Source organism: Lonepinella sp. BR2357 (genome assembly GCF_051851525.1).
Lineage (GTDB): Bacteria > Pseudomonadota > Gammaproteobacteria > Enterobacterales > Pasteurellaceae > Lonepinella.
The window spans coordinates 72,184-93,827 of the sequence record NZ_JBPDVG010000001.1; the positions used below are offsets into that span (position 1 = coordinate 72,184).

The window sequence follows — 21,644 nt, forward strand, 5'->3', positions numbered from 1 at the left end:
CGATGTGTCCGCCCGATAGCATTTAATCCAACTGCCAAACCCCATTCACTGCAGTATTCACCACGTTGAAATCATGGGTAAACACAGTCAAGTTGGCAATTTTGCCCACTTCAATGGAACCTAATTTATCCGCCACACCAATGGCTCGAGCAGGGTAAAGGTTACACATTCTGAGGCTTTCTTCTAACGGAATGCCCACCTCTTTCACCGCATTTTCCACGCTTTCAATCATGGTAATGGAGGCGCCGCTTAAAATGCCGTTGGCATCCACACATTTGCCGTCACGCACATAAATGGTTTTACCCACAAAGGTAAATTCTTTAATGTCCGATCCCGCTGGCGCAATAGCGTCGGTGACGATACAGAGTTTATCGCCTTTGGCCCGTTTCGCAATTTTGACGTTGCCGAACGCCACGTGTAAGCCGTCGACGATCACACCCGTGTAAATGTCATCACTGTCTAACACCGCACCAACCACGCCCATATCTCGTCCAGAACTCACTGGCGACATGGCGTTGTGTAAGTGCGTGGCAAATGTAATGCCTTTTTTAAACGAATCTTTCGCTTGCTCATAAGTGGCATTGGAATGCCCCAAGGACACAATGATCCCCGCCTTCACAAAATCAGGCACATGTTCCACCGTTGGGTTGTCGGCCGCTAAGGTTAATTTGGTGATCACATCTGCATTTTGGCACAAGAAATCTTTCATTTCTGGCGAAATTTCACGGATATATTCTGGCTGATGGGTGCCTTTTTTCGCTACGCTAATATACGGCCCCTCCAAATGCAAGCCGAGGGCTTGATTTTGGTGTTTAGCCAAATATTCTCGCATAATTTTCACCGCACTTTTCATGTCTTCATCGGGTGAAGTGATAAAGGTCGGTAAAAAGCTGGTGGTACCAGAACGTACATTGGTTTCTTGCATGATTTCCAAGGTTTCCACGCTCGTTTGGTCATTAAACATGACCCCACCGCAACCATTAAGTTGCAGATCGATAAATCCAGCAGTGAGGTTATTACCTTTTAAATCAAGATGTTGAATGTCAGTAGGCACCTGTTCTTGACGAATAATATCAACGATTTTGTCATTTTCGACAATCACCGCATGGCCATAAAGCACGTCATGGCCCGTATAAATTACCGCATTGGTCAGTGCATATTTCATTTTCGTTTCCTTAGTTAATCATTCACCACGGAATGAATGGCACGAGATTCAAGTTCCGTAAAATATTTCACGGTTTTCACTTTAAGCTCTTGAGTGGCCGGTTCATCGCACACCAAAATATAATGACGATGTTGCTGTAACGCACTGATGGTCCAGAAATGATTGATTGAACCCTCCACACCTGCTTGTACCGCTTGGGCTTTTTGGTGACCAGTGGCGAGAATCATCACTTCCTCGGCATCTAATAATGTACCAACGCCAATAGTTAAGGCATATTTTGGTACTTTATTGACATCGTTATCGAAGAAACGAGAGTTAGCAATTAAGGTATCTTGTGTCAGCGTTTTAATTCTTGTACGAGAGGCTAAAGATGACGCTGGTTCATTGAACGCAATATGACCATCAATACCCACACCGCCCATAAATAGATTAATTTTGCCGTAAGATTTGATTTTTTCTTCGTAGCGGCGGCATTCTTCATCATGATCATCGGTATTGCCGTTTAAGATATTGATATTTTTTTCTTGGGCATCTACGTGATTGAAGAAATTAGTATACATAAAGCTGTGATAGCTCTCTGGGTGTTCTTTTGGCAAGCCCACATATTCATCCATATTGAATGTGACCACATGTTTAAAACTTACTTCGCCTGCTTGATAGAGTTTGATTAATTCTTTGTAAGTTTGTTGTGGGGTGCCACCTGTTGGTAAGCCGAGGACAAAAGGACGATCTTCCGTTGGTTTGAATTGATTGATACGATCAACAATATGACGAGCAGACCATTTTGCCACTTGCTCAACACTTTGTAATGGAATTAAACGCATAGTATCTCCTTGAAATAGTTTCAATTTTTATACCGCAGTTTATCATCTGTCCCCCTCTAGGATAGGATCTGGGGAGTGTCCCCTCTCCCTCTGGGAGAGGGCTAGGGTGAGGGTAAAACGAAATAGTGAGAGATGTCACCCTCACCCCAACCCTCTCCCAAAGGGAGAGGGGGCTGTAACTGCGGTGTTTTTTTAATTATTTTTTACTTATTTAAGAAATTGCTCATACAATTCTTTCGCACGAGCTTCTTGAGCCGCAGTGGCTTTAGATGTCATCGGCTCACGGCAGTAACCCGCATCCACACCTTGTAATTTCAAGATTTCTTTGATGGTTAAGTATAAACCGTTACCTAAAATACCTTCGATTAAATCGTTGGTGACATGTTGAACTTTCAACGCCTCTTCAATTTTCCCTGCTTTGGTCAATTCAAAAATTTGTCTTGCACGGATACCGTTCACGTTAAAGGTTGAACCAATCGCACCGTCTACACCAAGGCTTGATGCAGGTAACATCATTTCATCGAAACCAGCCCAAATTAAATGATTTGGATAGGCTTTTTTCACACGTTCAAGTAAGTAGAAGTCGCCTGCCGTGAATTTCACCCCAATAACTTTTGGATTTTTGTAAAGTTCGCCGAACTGTTCTACACCCAAATTCACACCTGTTAAGAACGGAATGCTGTAAACGATCATGTTATTGCCGGTTTCTGCAATAATAGTTTCGTAGTAGTGTTTGATTTCTGTGAAATTGAATTTGTAGTAAAATGGGGTCACGGCAGATAAGCTGTCATAACCTAATTCAGTGGCATATTTACCTAATTCCACCGCCTCTTTTAAGTTGACGCTACCCACTTGAGCGATTAACGCAATTTGATCTTTGGCCTCATCTTTCGCAATGCGGAAGATTTGTTTTTTCTCTTCGGTAGAAAGCATAAAGTTTTCACCCGTAGAGCCGCCGACATATAAGCCGTCCACTTTCATTTTATCAATGTTGTGGCGAATAATTTGACGTAAGCCTTTTTCATTCACAGAACCGTCTTCGTTAAAAGACACCAATAACGCACTGAAAATACCTTTCAAGTTTTTCATAAAGAAATTTCTCCTATATTATTTATCACGTTGCTGCACAATGACATCAACAGTTTTTTGCTTAGATTGTGTTGCTTTTTCTTGTTCGGCTTGCACTAAAAGTGCATAAATTAGGTCAAGCACGAATAATTGGGTGATTTGTGTACCGACAGAGTCGCCCTGCAACTGCCCTTGGCGATTGCCGTTGTTAAGTACATAATCAGACACTTTGGTAATCGGTGAGCGCAAATTATGGGTAATCGCCACCGTGACCGCCCCCGCCTCTTTTGCAATTTCCAAGGCTTTGGTGGTTTCGGGTGAGGTGCCTGAATGGCTGATCCCGATGACCACATCGCCTTTGCGCATCAGCGAGGCTTGCATATACATAAAATGATTGTTGTTTTCAGCGTCTACCTGAAAACCAATCCGCATTAATTTATTTTTTGCCCCATTGGCAATCACGCCCGAGGAGCCAACGCCAAATAAGAAAATCCGTTTGGCTTGACGCATGGCTTTCACTACCTTATTCAATTCGTCAAAATCTAACAAATTAATGGTTTCACCAACCACTCGATTAATCACATTTTGCAATTTGGCGGCAATTTGTCTTGGCTTATCTTTCGGTCCAATATTGGTATCTAATAAATTGACCGGTTGTTGGCTTTGGGTCGCAATTTCAATGGCAAAATCCAATTTGAAATCGCTAAAGCCCTTAAAACCAAGGCTACGACAAAAGCGAATAAAGGTTGCTTCGCCCACTCCTAGGGTACGTGCAATTTCCGATAAAGACGATTGTGCAAGTAATTCTGGCGTGGCCAAAATTTGTTCCGCAATGCGTTTTTCGGTTTTGGTGAGGCTGCTTTGTAACGCCCCGATAGTATCAAGAATTTTTCGACCGTCATTAGATTGAACCATAATATGTTCTCCCTAGATCAAGGTTGTTTCGTTAATACCAATTCGCCCCAATAGGCTGCACCGATTAAGCCGGCATCACCGCCATATTTTGCGTTAGTTAACTCGCAGTGATAAAAATGCGGCATGGCTTGCACGTAGTGTTTGACCAAAGGCAAATAGCCTTCCGCTAACCCGACACTACCACCAATCACCACTTGTTGAATATCCAATGAAATCACCAAGTCTGCTACTAAATTGGCAATAGCGTTGGCGGAACGATGTATGAGTGCGGTGGCTTTTTCGTCATTTTTTCTAAAACGTTCAAACACTTCTTTTGGTGAACAAGGGTTATCCCATTTTTGCGCATCACGCTCAATGGCACGTCCTGCCGCCACGGCTTCTACGCAACCACGACGACCACAACCGCACATTTCGCCATGAGGATCGGCCAAACTATGTCCAATATGCCCTACCACGCCATTTGGCCCCGTTTGCAATTCACCGTTTAAGATGATACCGCCACCGACACCAGTAGAAACCACAATAAAGGCAAAATTTGGCACTTTTTTCGGATCCAATTCTTGATATTCTGCACAAGCCGCCGCTTGTACATCATTGAGCAAGAAAATTGGTTTATCAGTATGACGAGCAATGCTGTCTTTTAACGGAAATTCCGCTAATCCGCCTAAATTTTTTGGATTAAGTGCGGTTAAAATGCCGTTATTAATAATGCCTGTGGAGGCCACTGAGACGAAATCAAATTGGCCAGCATATTGTTGCACCAACGAGCCTAAAGCCTCGTGCATGGCATTCACGGCATCATCTTGTGGGGTGACAATTTGCTGACGTTGTTGGATTTGGTTATTTTCCACTAACGCTGCTGCAATTTTTGTGCCACCAATATCGAGGGCTAAACAACGCATATAAGCTCCTTTTTACCCTCACCCTAGCCCTCTCCCAAGGGGAGAGGGGATTGTTATGAGGGAGTATAAAATTTAATTTACTTTTATTTATTCCCAGCACCCAATACCCCCTATTTCCGTCCCCTCTCCCTCTGGGAGAGGGCTAGGGTGAGGGTAAAATAGGGTGAGGGTTATCTTGCCGATTTCACCGCATTCGCAAACCAGCTCACAATATGTTCTAATCGGGTTAACGCCGAACCAACAGTCACAGCATCTGCGCCATTTTCAATGGCACTTTTAGCTAATTCAGGGGTGTTATAACGACCCTCCGCCATCACAAAACAGCCAGCGGCTTTTAAATCTTTAACTAATTGATAATCCGGTTCTTTCGGGATTTCACCGCCGGTGTAGCCTGACATGGTGCTGCCTACAATATCAAAACCGAGGCTTTGGCAATATAGACCCTCTTCTAAATTAGAGCAGTCTGCCATGGCTAAACAGCCACATTCATGGATTTTTTTCACCGCAGTTTCAATATCCACTGGGCGTGGGCGGTTGGTACCGTCCACCGCAATAATGTCCGCACCCGCCGCCGCTAAGTCCTCAATATCATGTAAGAACGGAGTGATGCGCACAGGGCTGTCGGGTAAATCCCGTTTTTTAATGCCAATAATTGGAATATTAACCAAAGGACGGGTCGCTTTTAGATTTTCCACGCCCTCAATTCGTAATCCAGACGCACCGCCATGTTGTGACGCAAGGGCCATGGCTGCCACAATTTCAGGTTTATCCATCGGGCCGTCATCAACAGGTTGGCAAGAAGAAATAAACCCTTTTTTGATTCGAGTAAGCACGTCGGCATGAGCTATTTTTGACATATATACTCCATATATTTTTATAATTAAGAATTAATACTTCATTTTTTCGCTAGGTTACGCCCTAACAACAAAAATGGCAAGACCTTTTATCTTTCCTTTGCTGAAATTTATAGCAATTAAGCAAAAGGTGGTGAAATATGGCACTTATTATAGGACGAAAAAAAATAAAAAGTGGAGTAAAAATTCAAAATTAAACCAAGAATTTTTCAAATTTGTGATCTCTGTCACATTTTTGAAATTTTACTTCAAAAAACTATTTCTTTTTTGATTTTTTTGATCCAAAATGCAAAGCATATTAAAACCACATAGGTTTAATTAATCTCAACCCTAGAAATTCCGACAATCTTTTAAACAGGAGCGTACTATGAAATTCAACAAACTATTATTAGCTACATTTTGTGCTGGCGTTGCAGCCTCTGCATTTGCAACTTCTGCTTTCGCAGCAGACTATGATTTAAAATTCGGTATGAATGCTGGCCCTAGCCAAAACGAATATAAAGCAGCGGAATTTTTCGCAAAAGAAGTGAAAGAAAAATCCGCAGGCAAAATTGAAGTGAAATTGTTCCCATCTAGCCAATTAGGTGACGACCGCACCATGATGAAACAATTAAAAGACGGTGCCTTAGATTTAACCTTTGGTGAATCTGCTCGTTTCCAAATTTTCTATCCTGAAGCAGAAATCTTTGCTTTACCTTATGTGGTGCCAAGCATTGAATTTAGCAAAAAAGCCTTGCTTGAAACTAACTTCGGTAAAAAATTGTTAGCCAAAGTACACGATGAACAAGGTATGACAGTATTATCCGTTGCTTATAACGGTACTCGTCAAACGACTTCTAATCGCCCAATTAATTCTATTGAAGATATGAAAGGCTTAAAACTTCGTGTACCAAATGCAGCAACTAACCTTGCCTTTGCTAAATATGTGGGGGCAGCACCAACGCCGATGGCATTCAAAGAAGTATATTTAGCATTACAAAATAATACGGTAGACGGTCAAGAAAACCCATTACCAACCATCAAAGACCAAAAATTCTACGAAGTACAAAAATATTTGGCTTTAACTAATCACATCTTAAATGACCAACTTTATTTAATCAGTAATGAAACCTTAGCGAGTTTACCAGAAGATTTACAAAAAGTGGTGAAAGATGCGGCAGAAAAAGCAGCGGAATACCATACAAAATTATTTAAAGATGGTGAAGCTGATGCGATTGCGTTCTTTGAAAGTAAAAAAGTCACCGTAACTAAACCTGATCTTGCTCCATTCAAAGCAGCGTTAAAGCCTTACTATGATGAGTATTTGAAAAAGAATGGTGCTTTAGGTCAAGAAGCATTTGATGAATTTTCAAAAATTCAATAACTAAATAATGCGAAGCTATTGCCTTACTTTCATTATCCTCTGGTGGAGGTAAGGCAATTTTTCCAAATTTCTTTGTTTTTCAACCGAGGTTGATTATGAAATTTTTTAATAAAATAGAAGAATGGGTGGGTGGGACATTATTGTTCATTATTTTCCTGATTCTGGTTACTCAAGTTATTGCACGTCAAATCTTTGATTCACCTTTGATTTGGTCTGAAGAATTGGCGAGATTGCTGTTTGTCTATGTCGCAATGCTTGGGATCAGTATGGCGGTACGTAGCCAACAACATATTTATCTCGACTTTATCACCAATTTGATGCCGCCAAAAATCAGAAAAGTCATTAGTACTTTTGTGCAATTGTTGATTTTTGTTTCCATTATTGTCTTTATCCATTTGGGCTTTAAAGTTTGGATTGGGGCATCTTTTGAATTGGTCGCATTAGAAATCAGTGATAAATGGTTATATGGGGCTCAAGCCTTTATTTCCTTGTTGGTGCTAATCCGTTTCTTACAAGCACAAACCGAAAACTTCACGAATCAAACCTCTTATTTATCTGCCACGGTATTTGCTATTGGTGCAGTGGTTCTATTAGCTCTCTTGTTCTTCGCCCCTGATGTATTCAAAGTGCTTCGTATTTCACAATATGCAAAACTCGGTGACAATGCAGTGTATGTTGTGCTTGTAGTTTGGCTTGTGATTATGTTCTTGGGCACACCAGTGGGGTGGTCATTATTTATTGCTACCTTGCTTTATTTCTCCATGACTCGTTGGAATATTGTAAACAGTGCGGCCAACAATTTAGTGGATAGTTTAAACAGTTTCACATTGCTAAGTGTTCCGTTCTTTATTTTAACGGGGATCTTAATGAACGGTGGTGGTATCACTGAACGGATCTTTAACTTTGCTAAAGCCTTATTAGGCCACTATACTGGCGGTATGGGACATGTCAATATCGGGGCAAGTTTATTATTCTCTGGTATGTCAGGTTCAGCCATTGCTGATGCGGGTGGTTTAGGTCAGTTGGAAATTAAAGCGATGCGTGATGCGGGTTATGATGATGACATTAGCGGTGGTATTACTGCAGCCTCTTGTATTATCGGTCCACTTGTTCCGCCAAGTATTTCCATGATTATTTATGGGGTTATCGCTAACCAATCCATTGCAAAATTATTTATTGCAGGTTTTGTACCTGGTATATTAATCACCATTGCCTTAATGATTATGAATTACTTCGTTTGTAAAAAACGGGGTTATGCAAAAACTCGTAAAGCAACTATGCCAGAACTGTGTGCTGCTTTTAAATCTAGTATTTGGGCAATTTTAACCCCAGTTTTGATTATCGGTGGTATCTTCACAGGCTTGTTTACCCCAACTGAAGCTGCTGTGGTTGCTGTGGCATACTCTATTCTTGTTAGCCGTTTTGTGTACAAAGAATTAACTTTAAAATTATTCTTCAACTGCTGTATTGAAACCGTGGCAATCACTGGCGTAACCGTGTTAATGGTGATGACCGTGACATTCTTTGGCGACATGATTGCACGTGAACAAGTGGCTATGCGTTTAGCTGAAATGTTTATGGCGGTGGCTGATTCTCCATTAACTGTGCTAGTGATGATTAACTTACTCTTATTATTCTTGGGTATGTTTATCGATGCGTTAGCATTGCAATTCTTAGTATTGCCAATGTTAATTCCAATTGCACAACATTTTGGTATCGACTTAATCTTCTTTGGGGTGATGACCTTATTGAACATGATGATCGGTATCTTAACCCCACCAATGGGCATGGCGTTGTTCGTGGTGGCTCGTGTGGGAAATATGTCCGTATCTACCGTCACCAAAGGGGTGTTACCATTCTTGGTGCCAATCTTTGTGACCTTGATATTGATCACAATTTTCCCAGAAATTATAACCTTTATTCCGAATTTATTAATGCCAAATGGCTAACATTTAAACACACATAAGGAGTTCTACTATGAAATTCACTAAATCTTTATTAGCTGTATCCGTATTAGGTTTAACTGCTTTCGCAGCCCAAGCTGCACAATATCCAGATTTACCAGTGGGTATTAAAAGTGGTGCCGGTGCCTTAATTGGCGACACCGTTTATGTGGGCTTAGGTTCAGGCGGTGACAAATTCTACTCCCTTAACTTAAAAGAAAAAGGCGCTCAATGGCAAGAATTAGCCGCATTCCCAGGTGGTTCACGTAACCAACCAGTGGCTGCAGGCATTGACGGCAAACTTTATGTGTTCGGTGGTTTCCAAAACAACGACGTTGCTGACAACCAAGTGATCAACGATGCCTATTCTTATGATCCAGCCACTAACACTTGGACAAAATTAGACACACGTTCACCACGTGCAGCCGTAGGGGCAACTGGCGTGACTGATCACGGCAAAGTGTACTTTGTCGGAGGTATTAACCAAGAAATCTGGAACGGCTTATTCCAAGATGTGAAAAAAGCCTCTGCAGGTTTAGACAAAGAAAAAGATAAAGAAAAAATTGGCGCAGCAACTAAACCAATCTTTGATGCGTACTTCAACTTACGTGCACAAGACTTCTTCTTCTCATCAGAAATCGTCAGCTATGAACCTGCCACTAACACATGGCGTAACGAAGGCTACTTCCCATACTCAGGCCGTGCAGGTGCGTCAGTGGGCATTAACAACGGCAAATTGTTAGTCGTCAACGGCGAAATCAAAGCAGGCTTACGTACAGACGGCACCGCACAAGGTACCATTGCCAAAGACGGCGTGAAAGACTGGAAAAAATTGGGCAACTTACCAGCACCGAAAGGCTATGAACAACAAGACGGTATTGCAGGTGGTATGGGTGGCTACACCAATGGTCACTTCATCGTAACAGGTGGTGCAAACTTCCCAGGTGCTCGTGCAAATTATGCCAAAGGCATCAACGACGCACACCGTACTGGTGGTTTGAAAAAAACTTATCATAGCGATTTCTATGCGTTAGATGCAAAACACGGCACATGGAAAATCATCGGTAACTACCCACACAACATTGCTTACGGTGTCGCTTTACCGTATGACAACAAAGTGTTATTCGTAGGTGGTGAAACTGACGGCGGTAAAGCCTTAACTGAAGTGCGTACCGTAAGCTATGACGGCAAAAAATTGGTGGTAGAAGAATAATCTCCCCCAAAAATAACCGCACTTTTGCCAAAACCAGATGCGACTGGGGTAAAAGTGCGGTGTGATTTCCTCTTATATTTTAATAAACCAATAACATCAGGAATGAGGTTATTGGTTTTTTATCTGATCGTGCCGTAAAACACTGCCCTTTAGGACGGTGATACAAGGCACAAACGGCAAAGCCGTTTCCAACCTAACTAATCGGGCGTTTGTTATTGCTCGATATATTGGCGAATAATTGATATTGGTGCATCACCGCAACTACCAGCAAAATAAGACGGTGACCAAAGCTGATTGCCCCAGAGTTTTTCTATACTTGGAAATAAAAACAGTATAGAATAAGGGAAAATCCTGAACCAACCTAAGCCCATGTTAATCCGCAAAGCCTTTAAATTTGAAATCAGACCAAACGGCGAACAAATCTGCAAAATCAAACAGTTTTGCGGTTGCTCTCGTTTTGTGTTTAATCAGGCGTTAGCGTGGCAAAATGAGCAGTACGAGCAGGATAATCAATTTAAATTTAGCTATACCAAAATAGCAAATCTATTACCTAGCTGGAAAAAACAATGGGAATGGTTGAAAGATTGCCATAGTCAAGTGTTGCAACAGTCATTAAAAGACCTTGAAGCTGCGTTTAAAAACTTTTTTCAAAAGCGAGCAGATTTTCCTAAATTCAAGAAAAAAGGCTTAAAAGACAGCTTTCGCTTTCCGCAAGGTTGCAAACTGGAGCAAGGAAATAATCGCTTGTATTTGCCCAAAATCGGCTGGGTTCGCTATTTCAATAGCCAAAAAGTCATCGGCGAAATTAAAAATGTAACAGTCAGTCAAAAGTGCGGTCATTTTTTCGTGAGTATTCAGACGGAATTTGAAGCGGAAATTCCAACGCACAAAGGCGGAGAAATCGGTATTGATATGGGCATAGTTCGTTTTGCTACGCTTTCCAATGGCATATTTTTTGCTCCACTCAACCCATTCAAAACTTACAAAGGCAAATTAGCGAAGCTACAAAAACAGCTCAAAAACAAAGTTAAATTCAGCCAAAACTGGCAGAAATTAAAGGCGAAAATCGCCAAACTACACCATAAAATCGCCAATTGTCGCAAAGACTTCTTGCATCAAACTTCAAACCAAATCAGCAAAAACCACGCCATGATATACGTTGAAGATTTGCAAGTTGCCAACATGTCAAAATCGGCAAAAGGCACGATTGAAGAACCAGGTAAAAATGTCAGCCAAAAATCGGGCTTAAATCGTTCGATTTTGGATCAATCTTGGTTCGAGTTTCAGCGACAACTGGACTACAAAACCCAATGGCGTGGCGGATTTTTTGTTGCTGTACCACCACAAAATACCAGTCGAACTTGCCCTTGTTGCGGACTGGTCGCCAAAGAAAATCGGGAAACCCAATCGCATTTTGAGTGTATTGCCTGTGGCTACAGTGAAAATGCCGATGTAGTTGGAGCAATGAATGTATTGAGTCGTGGACGAACTATCGTTCAGACTTAAAGGAAATCAGGGTAGGATATACCCATAGAGCTTGTGAAGTGAATATCGTTAGATGTCAGCAACAAGAACCCACCGAGAGTAGCCCCCGAAAGGGGGAGCTAGTAGGAATCCCCGTCCTTTAGGGCGGGGAGGATGTCAATAGAATAATATTTCTATCATCATCCTAGAGTAAAACTTAGGCTAATTTTATTGCTTGAACGGTTTGTTCTAATTCTTCCCTTGTGCCAATAGTAATCCGAATACAATTCTGCAATCCCAATGCTTTATGTTGATCACGCAAAATAATGCCTTGTTCCCAGAGAGTTTTAAAGATTTTTTCACTGTCTTGGAATTTCACTAATACATAATTTGCTTCTGTTTCAAAAATTTGTACCACGGTTGGGATTTTGCTTAATTGTTCAATTAACCACGCACGATTGTTTAGCACATCATTAACCCGTTCTTGCATTTGTGTAATACCTTGTGGTTGCAAGGCTTGAGCAGCAATATCCGATACTGGCACAGGCAATGGATAGGGGGCGATCACTTTTTGCAATATGCCGATTAATTCCGCATTGGCAAGGGTAAAACCACAACGTAATCCTGCCAATGCAAAGGCTTTGGAGAGCGTGCGGATAATGGCTAAATGCGGATAATTGGCTAATTCATTTACAAGGCTTGCTTGTGGGCAAAATTCAATATAGGCTTCATCAATCACCACAATGGCTTTATTTTTGGTGATGTCGAGCAATTTGAGTAAATCCATACGGTTAACCAATGTGCCTGTCGGGTTGTTCGGACTACATACAAACACGACTTTTACCCCATCAAGATTTCGCTCAATGTCGGCTAAATTCAGTTGAAAATCGGTGGTTAACGGGACGGTTTTTAACGCAATGCCACAAGTTTCTGCACTGACCGCATACATTCCGTAGGTTGGTGGGCAATATAAAACATGGTCGTTTGGTTCGCAAAATGCCCGAATAATCAGCTCAATACTTTCATCACCGCCACGGGTGACAATCACATTTTCAGGTTTCACACCAGCATAATTCGCATAACCATTAATCACGGCTTCTGGTTGTGGTTCGGGATAGCGGTTAAAAGTGCGGTGCAATAAATCAAAATTTGGTGAAGTAGGATATTCATTGGCATTCAGCCATACATCGCCCTTGCCACCTAAACGGCGAGCGGATTGATAGGGCGTAAGTGCCTGTACATTTTTTCGGGAAAGTGGTGAAATTGTCATGGTTTGTTCCTGTTTAATTTTCTTTTTTCAGCATGTGCATAATTAAGCGGATTAACGTTTCTTTTTGTTTCGGATCAGATTCTGCCACTAACAAGGTCAAGGCGGCTAATCCAGTTTGATTGATCACGGGTTGTCCCAGTTCATCATATAAACGTCCGTTACGATGTAAAAAATCCACAAATAAAAATGCCCCACTGCGTTTGTTACCGTCTGAAAATGGATGATTTTTTACAATAAAATACAGCAAATGTGCCGCTTTGGCTTCAATACTCGGATAAGCGGGTTCGCCGAAAACGGTTTGTTCCAAGTTGCCTAAAATAGCAGATAAACCGTCTTCACGCTCACGACCGAATAAATCCGATGCCTCGCCTCGAGCCATAAGTTGTTGCTTAAATTCTGCCAAACCTAAACGAGCTTGTTCAAGCGTAGGCAACGTGCCACCTTGTTGGGTTTTGGGTTCAATCAGCAAACCCTCGTCATATTGTTGCAACCATAAAAACGTTTGTGCATAACGGCTGACAATATCCACTAATCCACGCCCACTTTCTAAGGTCAATTCACTCGACTGAGCGGTTTTCTGAATTAGTGCAATGGCTTGTTCTAGCTCATTCGCATTTTGCTGTAAGCGTTTTTGATTAATGGCATAGCCTTTGACGAGGTAGTCTTTTAGGCGTTGGGTTGCCCAAATACGAAATTGTGTTCCTGCTTTAGAATTTACTCGGTATCCAACAGAGATGATCACATCAAGATTATAGTAATCAATTTGACGTGTTATAGTTCTTTCTCCCTCTATTTGAACTGTTGCATTTTTTGCAACGGTTAATTCTTGAACAAGTTCACCATCTGCATAAATATTGCGTAAATGGCGAGATATGACAGATTTATCTCTTTTAAAAATATCTGCCATTTGTTGTAATGTAAGCCACACCGTATCTTGCTCAAATCTCACTTCAACTTGAGTTTGTCCGTCTTTGGTTTGGTATATTTCAATCGGGTTTTGCATAATTTTTCCTTGTTAAATTTACAGATACTGTATTTATATCATATAAATAAACTGAAAAATACTGTATATGAAAAATTTATTTTTGTTTTTTCAATTTTGCCAACCTTATACTCACCGCCTGTTTATGAGCTTCCAACTGTTCCGCCTGTGCCATGAGTTCTACTGTATAAGCGAGATCTTTAAAGCCTTGCGGGCTGAGTTCTTGTACAGTCATACGTTTGCTAAAATCTGCCAGCCCCAAACTTGATGTGGTTTTGGTATAGCCATAGGTTGGTAAAACGTGGTTAGTGCCACTGGCATAATCGCCCATGCTTTCGGGGGAATAAGCACCTAAGAAAATCGATCCTGCATTATCTAATTGTGGCAATAAATCACGGGCATTTTCCACTTGCACCACTAAATGCTCGGGAGCATAATCATTACTAATTTCAATGGATTGAGTAATGTTTTCCGCAATAAAGGTGCGACTATGGCTTAACGCTTTGCGGGCGGTGTCGGCTCTTGGTAATTGATTTAATTGACGCTCGATAGCAAGTGCGGTGTATTCTGCCAGCGTTTCGCTGTTGGTGACTAAAATTACTTGACTGTCCGCACCATGTTCTGCCTGAGAAAGTAAATCGCTTGCCACAAATTCAGGATCGGCATTTTCATCGGCTAACACCAACACTTCCGAGGGGCCAGCCTGCATATCGATCGCCGCACCGTTGACAGTTTGGCTTACTTGGCATTTGGCTTCAGTAACAAAACTGTTACCTGGTCCGAAAATTTTATCCACTTTGGCGACTGTTTCCGTGCCAAATGCCATGGCCACAATGGCTTGTGCGCCACCTACTGCATAAATCGTTTCCACTCCGCAAAGATCCGCCGCATATAAAATCGCATCGGCAATCGGCGGTGGCGAACACAGCACGATTTTTTTACAGCCTGCGATTTTAGCAGGAATAGCCAGCATTAACACGGTGGAAAATAACGGAGCAGATCCCCCTGGAATATATAGCCCCACCCGATTAATCGGGCGTGTTACTACCTGACAACGCACCCCCGCTTGCGTTTCAATATCCACGGGTTGTGGAATTTGGGCTTGGTGAAAGCGTTCAATATTGGCTTTGGCGTTTTGAATGGCTTGTTTGAGTTCATCAGGCAAGCGAGCAGCGGCTTGCTCAATTTGCGATTTGGATACCGTTAAGCTGTCCAATTTCACCTTATCAAATTTTTCGCTAAGTTCAAATAGTGCCTTGTCGCCGTTTTGTAACACATTTTCACGAATTTCATTGACCGCCTGTTGGATATTGGCAGAAGAACTAATCGCTGGACGAGTGAGAGCCTGTTTTTTCTCATTTTCGGATAAATTTTTCCAAATTAAGGTTTGCATCATGATGTTTCTCCCTATGCCAACATTTTTTCAATCGGTAACACTAACACTGAGCTAGCACCAATTTCTTTCAGCTGTTCCATGGTTTCCCAAAACAGATTTTCTTGGCTCACCATGTGCATGGCGACTTTGCTGTTATCGTGAGCCAATGGCAGAATGGTCGGATTTTCCACACCGGGTAAAAGTGCGGTGATTTCTTCCAATTTATTTTTCGGGGCGTGCAACATAATATATTTGCTTTCCGCCGCCTGTTGCACCCCTTGAATACGGGTTAATAATTTTTCCACCAGTGCTTGTTTTTCATCAGATAAGGGTTCGGCACGTTGAATTAGGCAAGCCTTTGATTTATAAATAACTTCCACTTCTTTTAACCCATTGGCTTCCAAGGTTGCCCCTGATGACACCAAATCACAAATGGCATTGGCTAAATTAGCGGTCGGGGCGACTTCCACTGAACCATTTAAAAAACAGTTTTTATAGGATACACCTTTGGCAGTCATATAACGTTTCAGCAAATTCGGGTACGAAGTAGCAATACGTTTATTGTGCAAATCCTGCACGCCGTTATATTGCTCGTCACGATCCACTGCAATAGATAAACGGCAGCCACCAAAATCCAAGGTGCGGAGTTTTTTATATTCCACCGTTTCCCCTGCATTTTGACGACCCAGTTCTTCTTCTTCCAACACATTTTCGCCGATAATACCCAGATCCACCACGCCGTCAAATACTAAACCCGGAATATCGTCATCACGCACGCGTAAAATATCAATCGGCATATTTTCCGAATAAGCAATTAAACGTTGTTCGTTCCAGTTGATTTTTACCCCACATTGTTTAAGCAACTCGTTACATTCTTTGCTTAAACGCCCTTTTTTTTGTAATGCAATGCGTAATCTTTTGCTATTTGACATTGTTATTTCCTTATTAAACGTATAAAAAAACCTTTCGAAAGTTGACTTCCGAAAGGTTTATATTGCTGATTCGCCACACTTATTTTGCCACTTCGGAAGTTTTATCTTCCGAGTAGCACCATCCGCCCGAAAGATTAGGTTCGGTGATGGTGATGATGAAACGTAAAAGTGCGGTTGAAATTCATTGTATTTTCCTAAAGTGGATTTTTGCTTGCCTTTTAAAATACTGAAATCTACTTTATCTTGCAAGCGTTTTTTTGTTTATTTTTTCTTTTATTTGGGGGAATAATATTTTTCAAGGGTTTTTTGAACATAATCTTGTGAAAAATTGAGGTGTAATTTCGCCAAAATGGGGCGAATAGAGGCAATATCAATGGAATAATAAGATCCTTTCGGAATAGATTGATAAAGTGCGGTGATTTTTGTGATATTTTCTAACATCATGGCAATATTTTGCACATTGATCATCTTATCCGTAGCAACATTAATGATCTGATTGGTAAACAAAGGATTGGCTAGGATTTCGTTTAAAATCGTGACCACGTCATCAATGTCAATTAAATTCCGATAACTTTGTTGCCATAGGGTAAAAGGTTGCTGATGAATAATGGCTTGATAGAGGAAATTTACGATAGTTGGGCTAGTGGCATTACCCACGACTTGTGGTAAACGCACAATTAAGTATTTCTGGGCTAATCGTTGCACTTGCTGTTCCATATTCTGTTTATGTTGCACATAAGGCGAATTTTGTAGGGACGGATCGTAGAGACTACAAGTGCTAAAATAAACTAATTTTTTGTCGGGATGGTGTAAAATCGTTTGTTCAAGTAATTGGCTTTCTCTGGCAAATAAAGTGCGGTCTTTTTCTTGTGAGTTTGATACACCACTGGCAAAAATAATATGCTTAGGATCTTCCGCATAGCCAGAAAATGCTTTTGCCATCATGCCTTGACCTACAATCATGCTATTTTTCTCGCCTTAATGAACAATAACACAGGACGGTGTTGTAAATCCTTAAATTCTGCTTGCCATTCGGCTTGATTGGCTAACATAGGTTCTGCCATTTGTTCAATTTGAAAGCCTGTTTCAATAAGCCCATTGATAATGGTTGCGGTGGTTCTATGATAGGTTTTAAAGGGTTGTTGAAACCAGCTTCGATCTCGCTCACCTTCATCTCGATAATAATTTAAACGATAGGCAACCTGTTCTTTTTGTTCATTTTTCTCCCAGCGTTCACCGCCTTGGTAAGCGGTGACGATAGGGTGTTCTTGGGAAAAAATAAGCCGACCATTGGGCTTTAATTTGCCATAAATCTGGCTTAATAGTTGGCGAAAATCTTGCACGTAATGAAAGGCAAAGGAACTGGTAATCACATCAAAATCGGTTTCTTTGAGTTGATCTAATTGTTCCATTGCTAATGGATAAAGGGAAAAGTGCGGTGTAAAATCGGCAAGATTTTTTTCTGCCTGTTGTAACATTGCCAAAGACAGATCTATGCCAACCACAAAATCGGCTTTACGAGCTAAATATAACGCCAAATGTTCGCCCGTACCACAACCGAGATCCAGCAGCTTTTTGCCTGTTAAATCAGGCAATAAAGACAACATTGTGGGTTTTTCCACAATGTTGTTTAAACTGATTGGATTTGCACGAAGTTTTTGATAAAGCTCAAAAAAGTTTTCTTTATCATAAACGGAGGTTTGCATAAAGGTTAGCCTTTAAAATCCGCAATCCAGCCAAATTGGCTACCGAGTTTAGCCACGATATTTAAAATCGCAAATAGGAAAATAAAGTAAATCATAAAGTTACCACCGAATGCGGTATATTTACTTTGACCAAATCGCTCACGGCTGGCTTTGGCTAATAAGGCTGGCACAATCCCAGCCCATACGGTGGCGGCTAAACCCGCATAACCGATAGCGATCACAAAGCCATAAGGGAATAGGAGGCTTAATAATAATGGCGGTAGGAACACTACTAATGCCGTTTTGGCACGCCCTAATCCGCTGTCGTCAAATTTAAACAAGTCAGCGATATAGTCAAATAAACCGAGCGTCACCCCTAAGAAAGAGCTGGCAATCGCCATATAAGCGAAGAAACTCAGAGCGAGGGCAATGTAATCGGTTTGCATATATTGATGTAACGCATCGAGTAACGCCGCAATGTCGCCACCTTTTGTGATCACAGGGGCAAATTCACTGCGAGGTAAATTGCCTTGCACCGCATATTGCCACAACACATAAATCACTAACGCCGTTGCGGTGCCTAACACTACGGATTTTACCACTTTAGCTGCGTTGCGATCATAGTATTTCACGAGGCTAGGCACATTTTGGTGAAAGCCAAAGGACACTAAACACACAGGCAACGCCACCATAGCGTAAGGTAAATAAGCGGTATCTGCTGGGGCTAGTTGGTCTAAGAGAATTTCAGGTTTGGCGGAGGAAATTAAACTGGCGACAGACAGGAAGAACGCAATCGCCATACCGGCGATTAATACCGTACTAAAGCGATCCACGGCTTTGGTGGAGAACCAGACGAACAAAGCTAATACCACAGCAAAGATTAACGATCCCGAAGTTCGTCCAATTTCCACCGCACTTTGTTCGTTGCTTAACAGCTGATTAATAAAGCCTTCGGTAATACCACCGCCTGAGGTAATGTAGGCATAGGTTAAAATGTACATGACAAAGGCAAGGGATAAGCCATTGAGGACGTTCCAACCATTGCCGAGTAAGTCTTTGACAATGGTATTAAAACTCGATCCAGTCGGGTAGTGTAAATTGGCTTCTAATAACATTAAACCTGATGAAGTCATACAAAACCAAGTATAAAGCAAAATCAGCAATGAGCCAGTAAACCAAACACCCGCAGTGGAAATCGGGTTGGCGAGCATGCCCGCACCAATGGTGCCACCGGCGATAATCATTATACCGCCTAACAAGGACGGTTGTTTTTGTGTTGTCATGAGGAAATCCTTACAAAAATAAAGTTGCACTATTATAATAGTACGAAGATGAAATAACAAGATAGGCTGAGAAATCTTTGTTGTTAAATTTTATGCTAGACGACTTTCCCTAGATTTCGTTATAATCCTCCCATTTATTTTATCCATAACCTGTAGTTAAAGAAATTTATCAATGTTTAACATTAAAAACCTATTTATTTTTATCACGACGCTTTTTATTGGGATATCACAAGGCTATGCGGAATTAGATGTCGATCAGTTGCCGCAGCCTAAATATGATCCTGAACATGCGGCTATCTCGGCCGAAGTGGCGAAACCTTATAAAGACATGATCAAAAATGAAACGAAGCTCAAAGTGGCAGGCCATTTCCATTATGTTTGTAAAAAACAAATTAACGAGGTAGGGGAAATGGTTCCAATTTGGATGTGTGAATCCGTAAAAACAAAGTATGGTTATATGGGGGAGTATCGATTTGATCTCAGTTATGTATCAGATACTAAAGATAAAGTCTATCGTGATGATATTGTTATTCTATTAGGTTTTAAACATCTTATGTTGGTTAATTTGGTTCACGTTAATAAACATACAATAAGGATAGAAGCTGGGAGTATGACAGAGGCGTTTGAATTATATCATGCTAATGACATCATCCCCATTTTTCAGAAATATGGTTTAGATCCCTATAATGACGGCGAATGCCACTATGAACAAAATCCTGATTGTGCAGCGTAGTGTGTATTGATGTGGCTAGGGTATAAAGCGAGCAATGATAAAATTTCTTCTCGACTGCTCGACTTGTTTTCGTTATAATTCGCCAGTTTATTTTTATTCGCCTTAGCGAACGGCTAAGTATTCATTCATATTTAAAGGAAAAGAACAATGTCAACTATTGAAACAACGCAAGGTTTAGAACGTCGTGTCAGTATCACGGTGCCAGCAGAAACAGTAAAAAACGCAGTACGTGAAGAAACCAAACGTGCCGCCAAAAATGTCCGTGTAGACGGTTTCCGTAAAGGCCATGTGCCAGCACAAATCGTAGAAAAACGCTTTGGTGCCTCTATTCGTCAAGATGTGTTAAATGATTTATTACCTCGTCATTTCTTTGATTTAATGTTCAAAGAAAAAGTGAACCTTGCCGGCCGTCCAACCTTTGCCATTGAAAAATTTGAAGATGGCCAAGATTTAGTGTTCACGGCGACTTTTGAAGTGTACCCAGAAGTGACATTAAAAGGCTTAGAAAATATCAAGGTTGAAAAACCCACTGTTGACATCACCGAAGCTGATGTAGATAACATGGTGAACGTATTACGTAAACAACAAGCCACTTGGGCAGAAAGCAAAGATGCCGCCAAAGCGGAAGATCGTGTGACCATTGACTTCGTAGGTTCCGTCGACGGCGAAGAATTTGAGGGCGGTAAAGCCACTGATTTTGCTTTAGCCATGGGCCAAGGTCGTATGATCCCAGGTTTTGAAGAGGGTATCGTCGGTCACAAAGCGGGCGAACAATTTGATATTGATGTGACGTTCCCTGCGGAATACCATTCAGAAAACTTAAAAGGCAAAGCAGCGAAATTTGCGATTACCTTGAAAAAAGTCGAAATTCAAGTATTGCCAGAATTAACGGATGATTTCGTGGCGAAGTTTGGTCCAAACACCAAAACCGTCGCCGATTTACGTGCAGAAATTAAGAAAAACATGCAACGTGAATTGAAAAATGCCTTAGTTGCAAAAGTGAAACAACAAGTGATTGACGGCTTAATTGCTGAAAATGCCATTGATGTACCAGTCTCTGCGGTAGATGAAGAAATTGAAGTGTTACGCAAACAAGCGGCACAACGTTTCGGTGGCAACGAGCAACAAGCGGCACAATTACCACGTGAATTGTTTGAAGAACAAGCGAAACGCCGTGTACAAGTAGGCTTATTATTCTCTGCGGTCATCAAAGAAAACGAGTTAAAAGCGGACGAAGATCGTGTGAAAGCCATGATTGCGGATATTGCCTCTGCTTATGAACAACCCGCAGAAGTGGTTGAATATTACAGCAAAAACAATGAATTGATGAATAACGTGCGTAATGTGGTGTTAGAAGAGCAAGCGGTAGACGCTGTGTTAGCGAAAGCTCAAGTGACGGAAAAAGTGTCTTCTTTTGATGAGATCATGAATCCGAAAGCGTAATTTTACCCTCAATACCCTCACCCTAGCCCTCTCCCAGAGGGAGAGGGGACGGTTTTGTGTTAATGACGAATTTAATTTTACCTTCACCCTAGCCCTCACCCAGAGGGAGAGGGGATGGTTTTGTGTTAATGACGAATTTAATTTTACCCTCACCCTAGCCCTCTCCCAGAGGGAGAGGGGATAGTTTTGTGTTAATTACAAATTTAATTCTTCCCTCGATCAGCCCCCTC

General features: G+C 41.4%; 19 protein-coding genes, 1 pseudogene and 1 other annotated feature. Of the genes and pseudogenes, 6 read left to right on the forward strand and 14 right to left on the reverse strand.

Going from position 1 to position 21,644, the window contains the following annotated elements:
- Nucleotides 1-22: 22 nt before the first annotated feature.
- The 6 genes from nagA to ACTG7L_RS00365 all read right to left on the reverse strand — a co-directional run bounded on the left by nagA (nucleotide 23) and on the right by ACTG7L_RS00365 (nucleotide 5,731).
- Complete coding sequence (gene nagA / locus ACTG7L_RS00340) at nucleotides 23-1,165, reverse strand: N-acetylglucosamine-6-phosphate deacetylase (RefSeq protein ID WP_439256918.1); 1,143 nt, start codon at nucleotides 1,163-1,165, stop codon at nucleotides 23-25.
- A gap of 14 nt (nucleotides 1,166-1,179) precedes the next feature.
- On the reverse strand, nucleotides 1,180-1,989 hold the full coding sequence (gene nagB, locus ACTG7L_RS00345) for a glucosamine-6-phosphate deaminase (RefSeq protein ID WP_439243365.1): 810 nt from the start codon (nucleotides 1,987-1,989) through the stop codon (nucleotides 1,180-1,182).
- Nucleotides 1,990-2,196: 207 nt separating this feature from the next.
- Nucleotides 2,197-3,078: an N-acetylneuraminate lyase gene (nanA, locus tag ACTG7L_RS00350; RefSeq protein ID WP_439286972.1), complete on the reverse strand. Its 882-nt coding sequence runs from the start codon at nucleotides 3,076-3,078 to the stop codon at nucleotides 2,197-2,199.
- Nucleotides 3,079-3,096: 18 nt separating this feature from the next.
- A complete protein-coding gene (locus tag ACTG7L_RS00355) occupies nucleotides 3,097-3,972 on the reverse strand; it encodes a MurR/RpiR family transcriptional regulator (protein WP_439286973.1) in 876 nt (291 codons plus the stop codon).
- A gap of 17 nt (nucleotides 3,973-3,989) precedes the next feature.
- A complete protein-coding gene (locus ACTG7L_RS00360) occupies nucleotides 3,990-4,874 on the reverse strand; it encodes an N-acetylmannosamine kinase (protein ID WP_439286975.1) in 885 nt (294 codons plus the stop codon).
- A 170-nt stretch (nucleotides 4,875-5,044) separates the two neighbouring features.
- Nucleotides 5,045-5,731: an N-acetylmannosamine-6-phosphate 2-epimerase gene (locus ACTG7L_RS00365; RefSeq protein WP_439243357.1), complete on the reverse strand. Its 687-nt coding sequence runs from the start codon at nucleotides 5,729-5,731 to the stop codon at nucleotides 5,045-5,047.
- A gap of 364 nt (nucleotides 5,732-6,095) precedes the next feature.
- Between ACTG7L_RS00365 and ACTG7L_RS00370 the strand changes: the two genes are divergently transcribed.
- The 3 genes from ACTG7L_RS00370 (at nucleotide 6,096) to ACTG7L_RS00380 (ending at nucleotide 10,247) form a co-directional block, all read left to right on the forward strand.
- The gene (locus ACTG7L_RS00370; RefSeq protein ID WP_439286977.1) at nucleotides 6,096-7,091 is read left to right on the forward strand and encodes a sialic acid TRAP transporter substrate-binding protein SiaP; all 996 of its coding nucleotides are present in this window, start codon (nucleotides 6,096-6,098) and stop codon (nucleotides 7,089-7,091) included.
- Between the two features lie 95 nt (nucleotides 7,092-7,186).
- Nucleotides 7,187-9,040, forward strand: coding sequence for a TRAP transporter large permease (locus tag ACTG7L_RS00375; RefSeq protein WP_439286979.1), 1,854 nt, complete (start codon nucleotides 7,187-7,189; stop codon nucleotides 9,038-9,040).
- Between the two features lie 28 nt (nucleotides 9,041-9,068).
- The gene (locus ACTG7L_RS00380; protein ID WP_439286981.1) at nucleotides 9,069-10,247 is read left to right on the forward strand and encodes an N-acetylneuraminate epimerase; all 1,179 of its coding nucleotides are present in this window, start codon (nucleotides 9,069-9,071) and stop codon (nucleotides 10,245-10,247) included.
- A gap of 212 nt (nucleotides 10,248-10,459) precedes the next feature.
- On the opposite strand, the pseudogene ACTG7L_RS00385 reads toward ACTG7L_RS00380, so the two are convergent.
- A pseudogene (locus ACTG7L_RS00385) lies at nucleotides 10,460-10,543 on the reverse strand (transposase); the annotation flags it as partial.
- Between the two features lie 73 nt (nucleotides 10,544-10,616).
- Here ACTG7L_RS00385 and ACTG7L_RS00390 point away from each other — a divergent pair.
- Nucleotides 10,617-11,753: an RNA-guided endonuclease InsQ/TnpB family protein gene (locus ACTG7L_RS00390; RefSeq protein ID WP_439286983.1), complete on the forward strand. Its 1,137-nt coding sequence runs from the start codon at nucleotides 10,617-10,619 to the stop codon at nucleotides 11,751-11,753.
- 175 nt (nucleotides 11,754-11,928) lie between these two features.
- Here the strand turns inward: ACTG7L_RS00390 and hisC are convergent, their stop codons facing one another.
- The 7 genes from hisC to ACTG7L_RS00425 form a co-directional block, all read right to left on the reverse strand.
- The gene (hisC, locus tag ACTG7L_RS00395; protein ID WP_439286985.1) at nucleotides 11,929-12,981 is read right to left on the reverse strand and encodes a histidinol-phosphate transaminase; all 1,053 of its coding nucleotides are present in this window, start codon (nucleotides 12,979-12,981) and stop codon (nucleotides 11,929-11,931) included.
- Between the two features lie 13 nt (nucleotides 12,982-12,994).
- Nucleotides 12,995-13,984, reverse strand: a complete 990-nt coding sequence (gene rhuM / locus ACTG7L_RS00400; protein ID WP_439286987.1) for a RhuM family protein — start codon at nucleotides 13,982-13,984, stop codon at nucleotides 12,995-12,997.
- Between the two features lie 76 nt (nucleotides 13,985-14,060).
- Nucleotides 14,061-15,356, reverse strand: coding sequence for a histidinol dehydrogenase (gene hisD, locus ACTG7L_RS00405; RefSeq protein ID WP_439287164.1), 1,296 nt, complete (start codon nucleotides 15,354-15,356; stop codon nucleotides 14,061-14,063).
- 14 nt (nucleotides 15,357-15,370) lie between these two features.
- Complete coding sequence (gene hisG, locus ACTG7L_RS00410; protein ID WP_439286989.1) at nucleotides 15,371-16,270, reverse strand: ATP phosphoribosyltransferase; 900 nt, start codon at nucleotides 16,268-16,270, stop codon at nucleotides 15,371-15,373.
- A 22-nt stretch (nucleotides 16,271-16,292) separates the two neighbouring features.
- Nucleotides 16,293-16,429 (reverse strand) — a sequence feature (His leader region).
- A 114-nt stretch (nucleotides 16,430-16,543) separates the two neighbouring features.
- Complete coding sequence (locus ACTG7L_RS00415; RefSeq protein ID WP_439286991.1) at nucleotides 16,544-17,233, reverse strand: NAD-dependent epimerase/dehydratase family protein; 690 nt, start codon at nucleotides 17,231-17,233, stop codon at nucleotides 16,544-16,546.
- Nucleotides 17,230-17,976 carry a class I SAM-dependent methyltransferase gene (locus tag ACTG7L_RS00420; RefSeq protein WP_439286993.1) on the reverse strand — a complete coding sequence of 249 codons (747 nt, stop codon included), beginning with the start codon at nucleotides 17,974-17,976 and terminating at the stop codon, nucleotides 17,230-17,232. Before ACTG7L_RS00420 ends, ACTG7L_RS00415 begins: the two co-directional genes overlap by 4 nt.
- Nucleotides 17,977-17,981: 5 nt before the next feature.
- Nucleotides 17,982-19,238: an aromatic amino acid transporter gene (locus ACTG7L_RS00425; RefSeq protein ID WP_439286994.1), complete on the reverse strand. Its 1,257-nt coding sequence runs from the start codon at nucleotides 19,236-19,238 to the stop codon at nucleotides 17,982-17,984.
- A gap of 172 nt (nucleotides 19,239-19,410) precedes the next feature.
- On the opposite strand from ACTG7L_RS00425, the gene ACTG7L_RS00430 reads away from it, so the two are divergent.
- Together ACTG7L_RS00430 and tig are read left to right on the forward strand one after the other, a co-directional pair.
- Nucleotides 19,411-19,971: a hypothetical protein gene (locus ACTG7L_RS00430; protein WP_439286996.1), complete on the forward strand. Its 561-nt coding sequence runs from the start codon at nucleotides 19,411-19,413 to the stop codon at nucleotides 19,969-19,971.
- Nucleotides 19,972-20,118: 147 nt separating this feature from the next.
- On the forward strand, nucleotides 20,119-21,414 hold the full coding sequence (gene tig / locus ACTG7L_RS00435; protein WP_439286998.1) for a trigger factor: 1,296 nt from the start codon (nucleotides 20,119-20,121) through the stop codon (nucleotides 21,412-21,414).
- Nucleotides 21,415-21,644 lie beyond the last annotated feature (230 nt).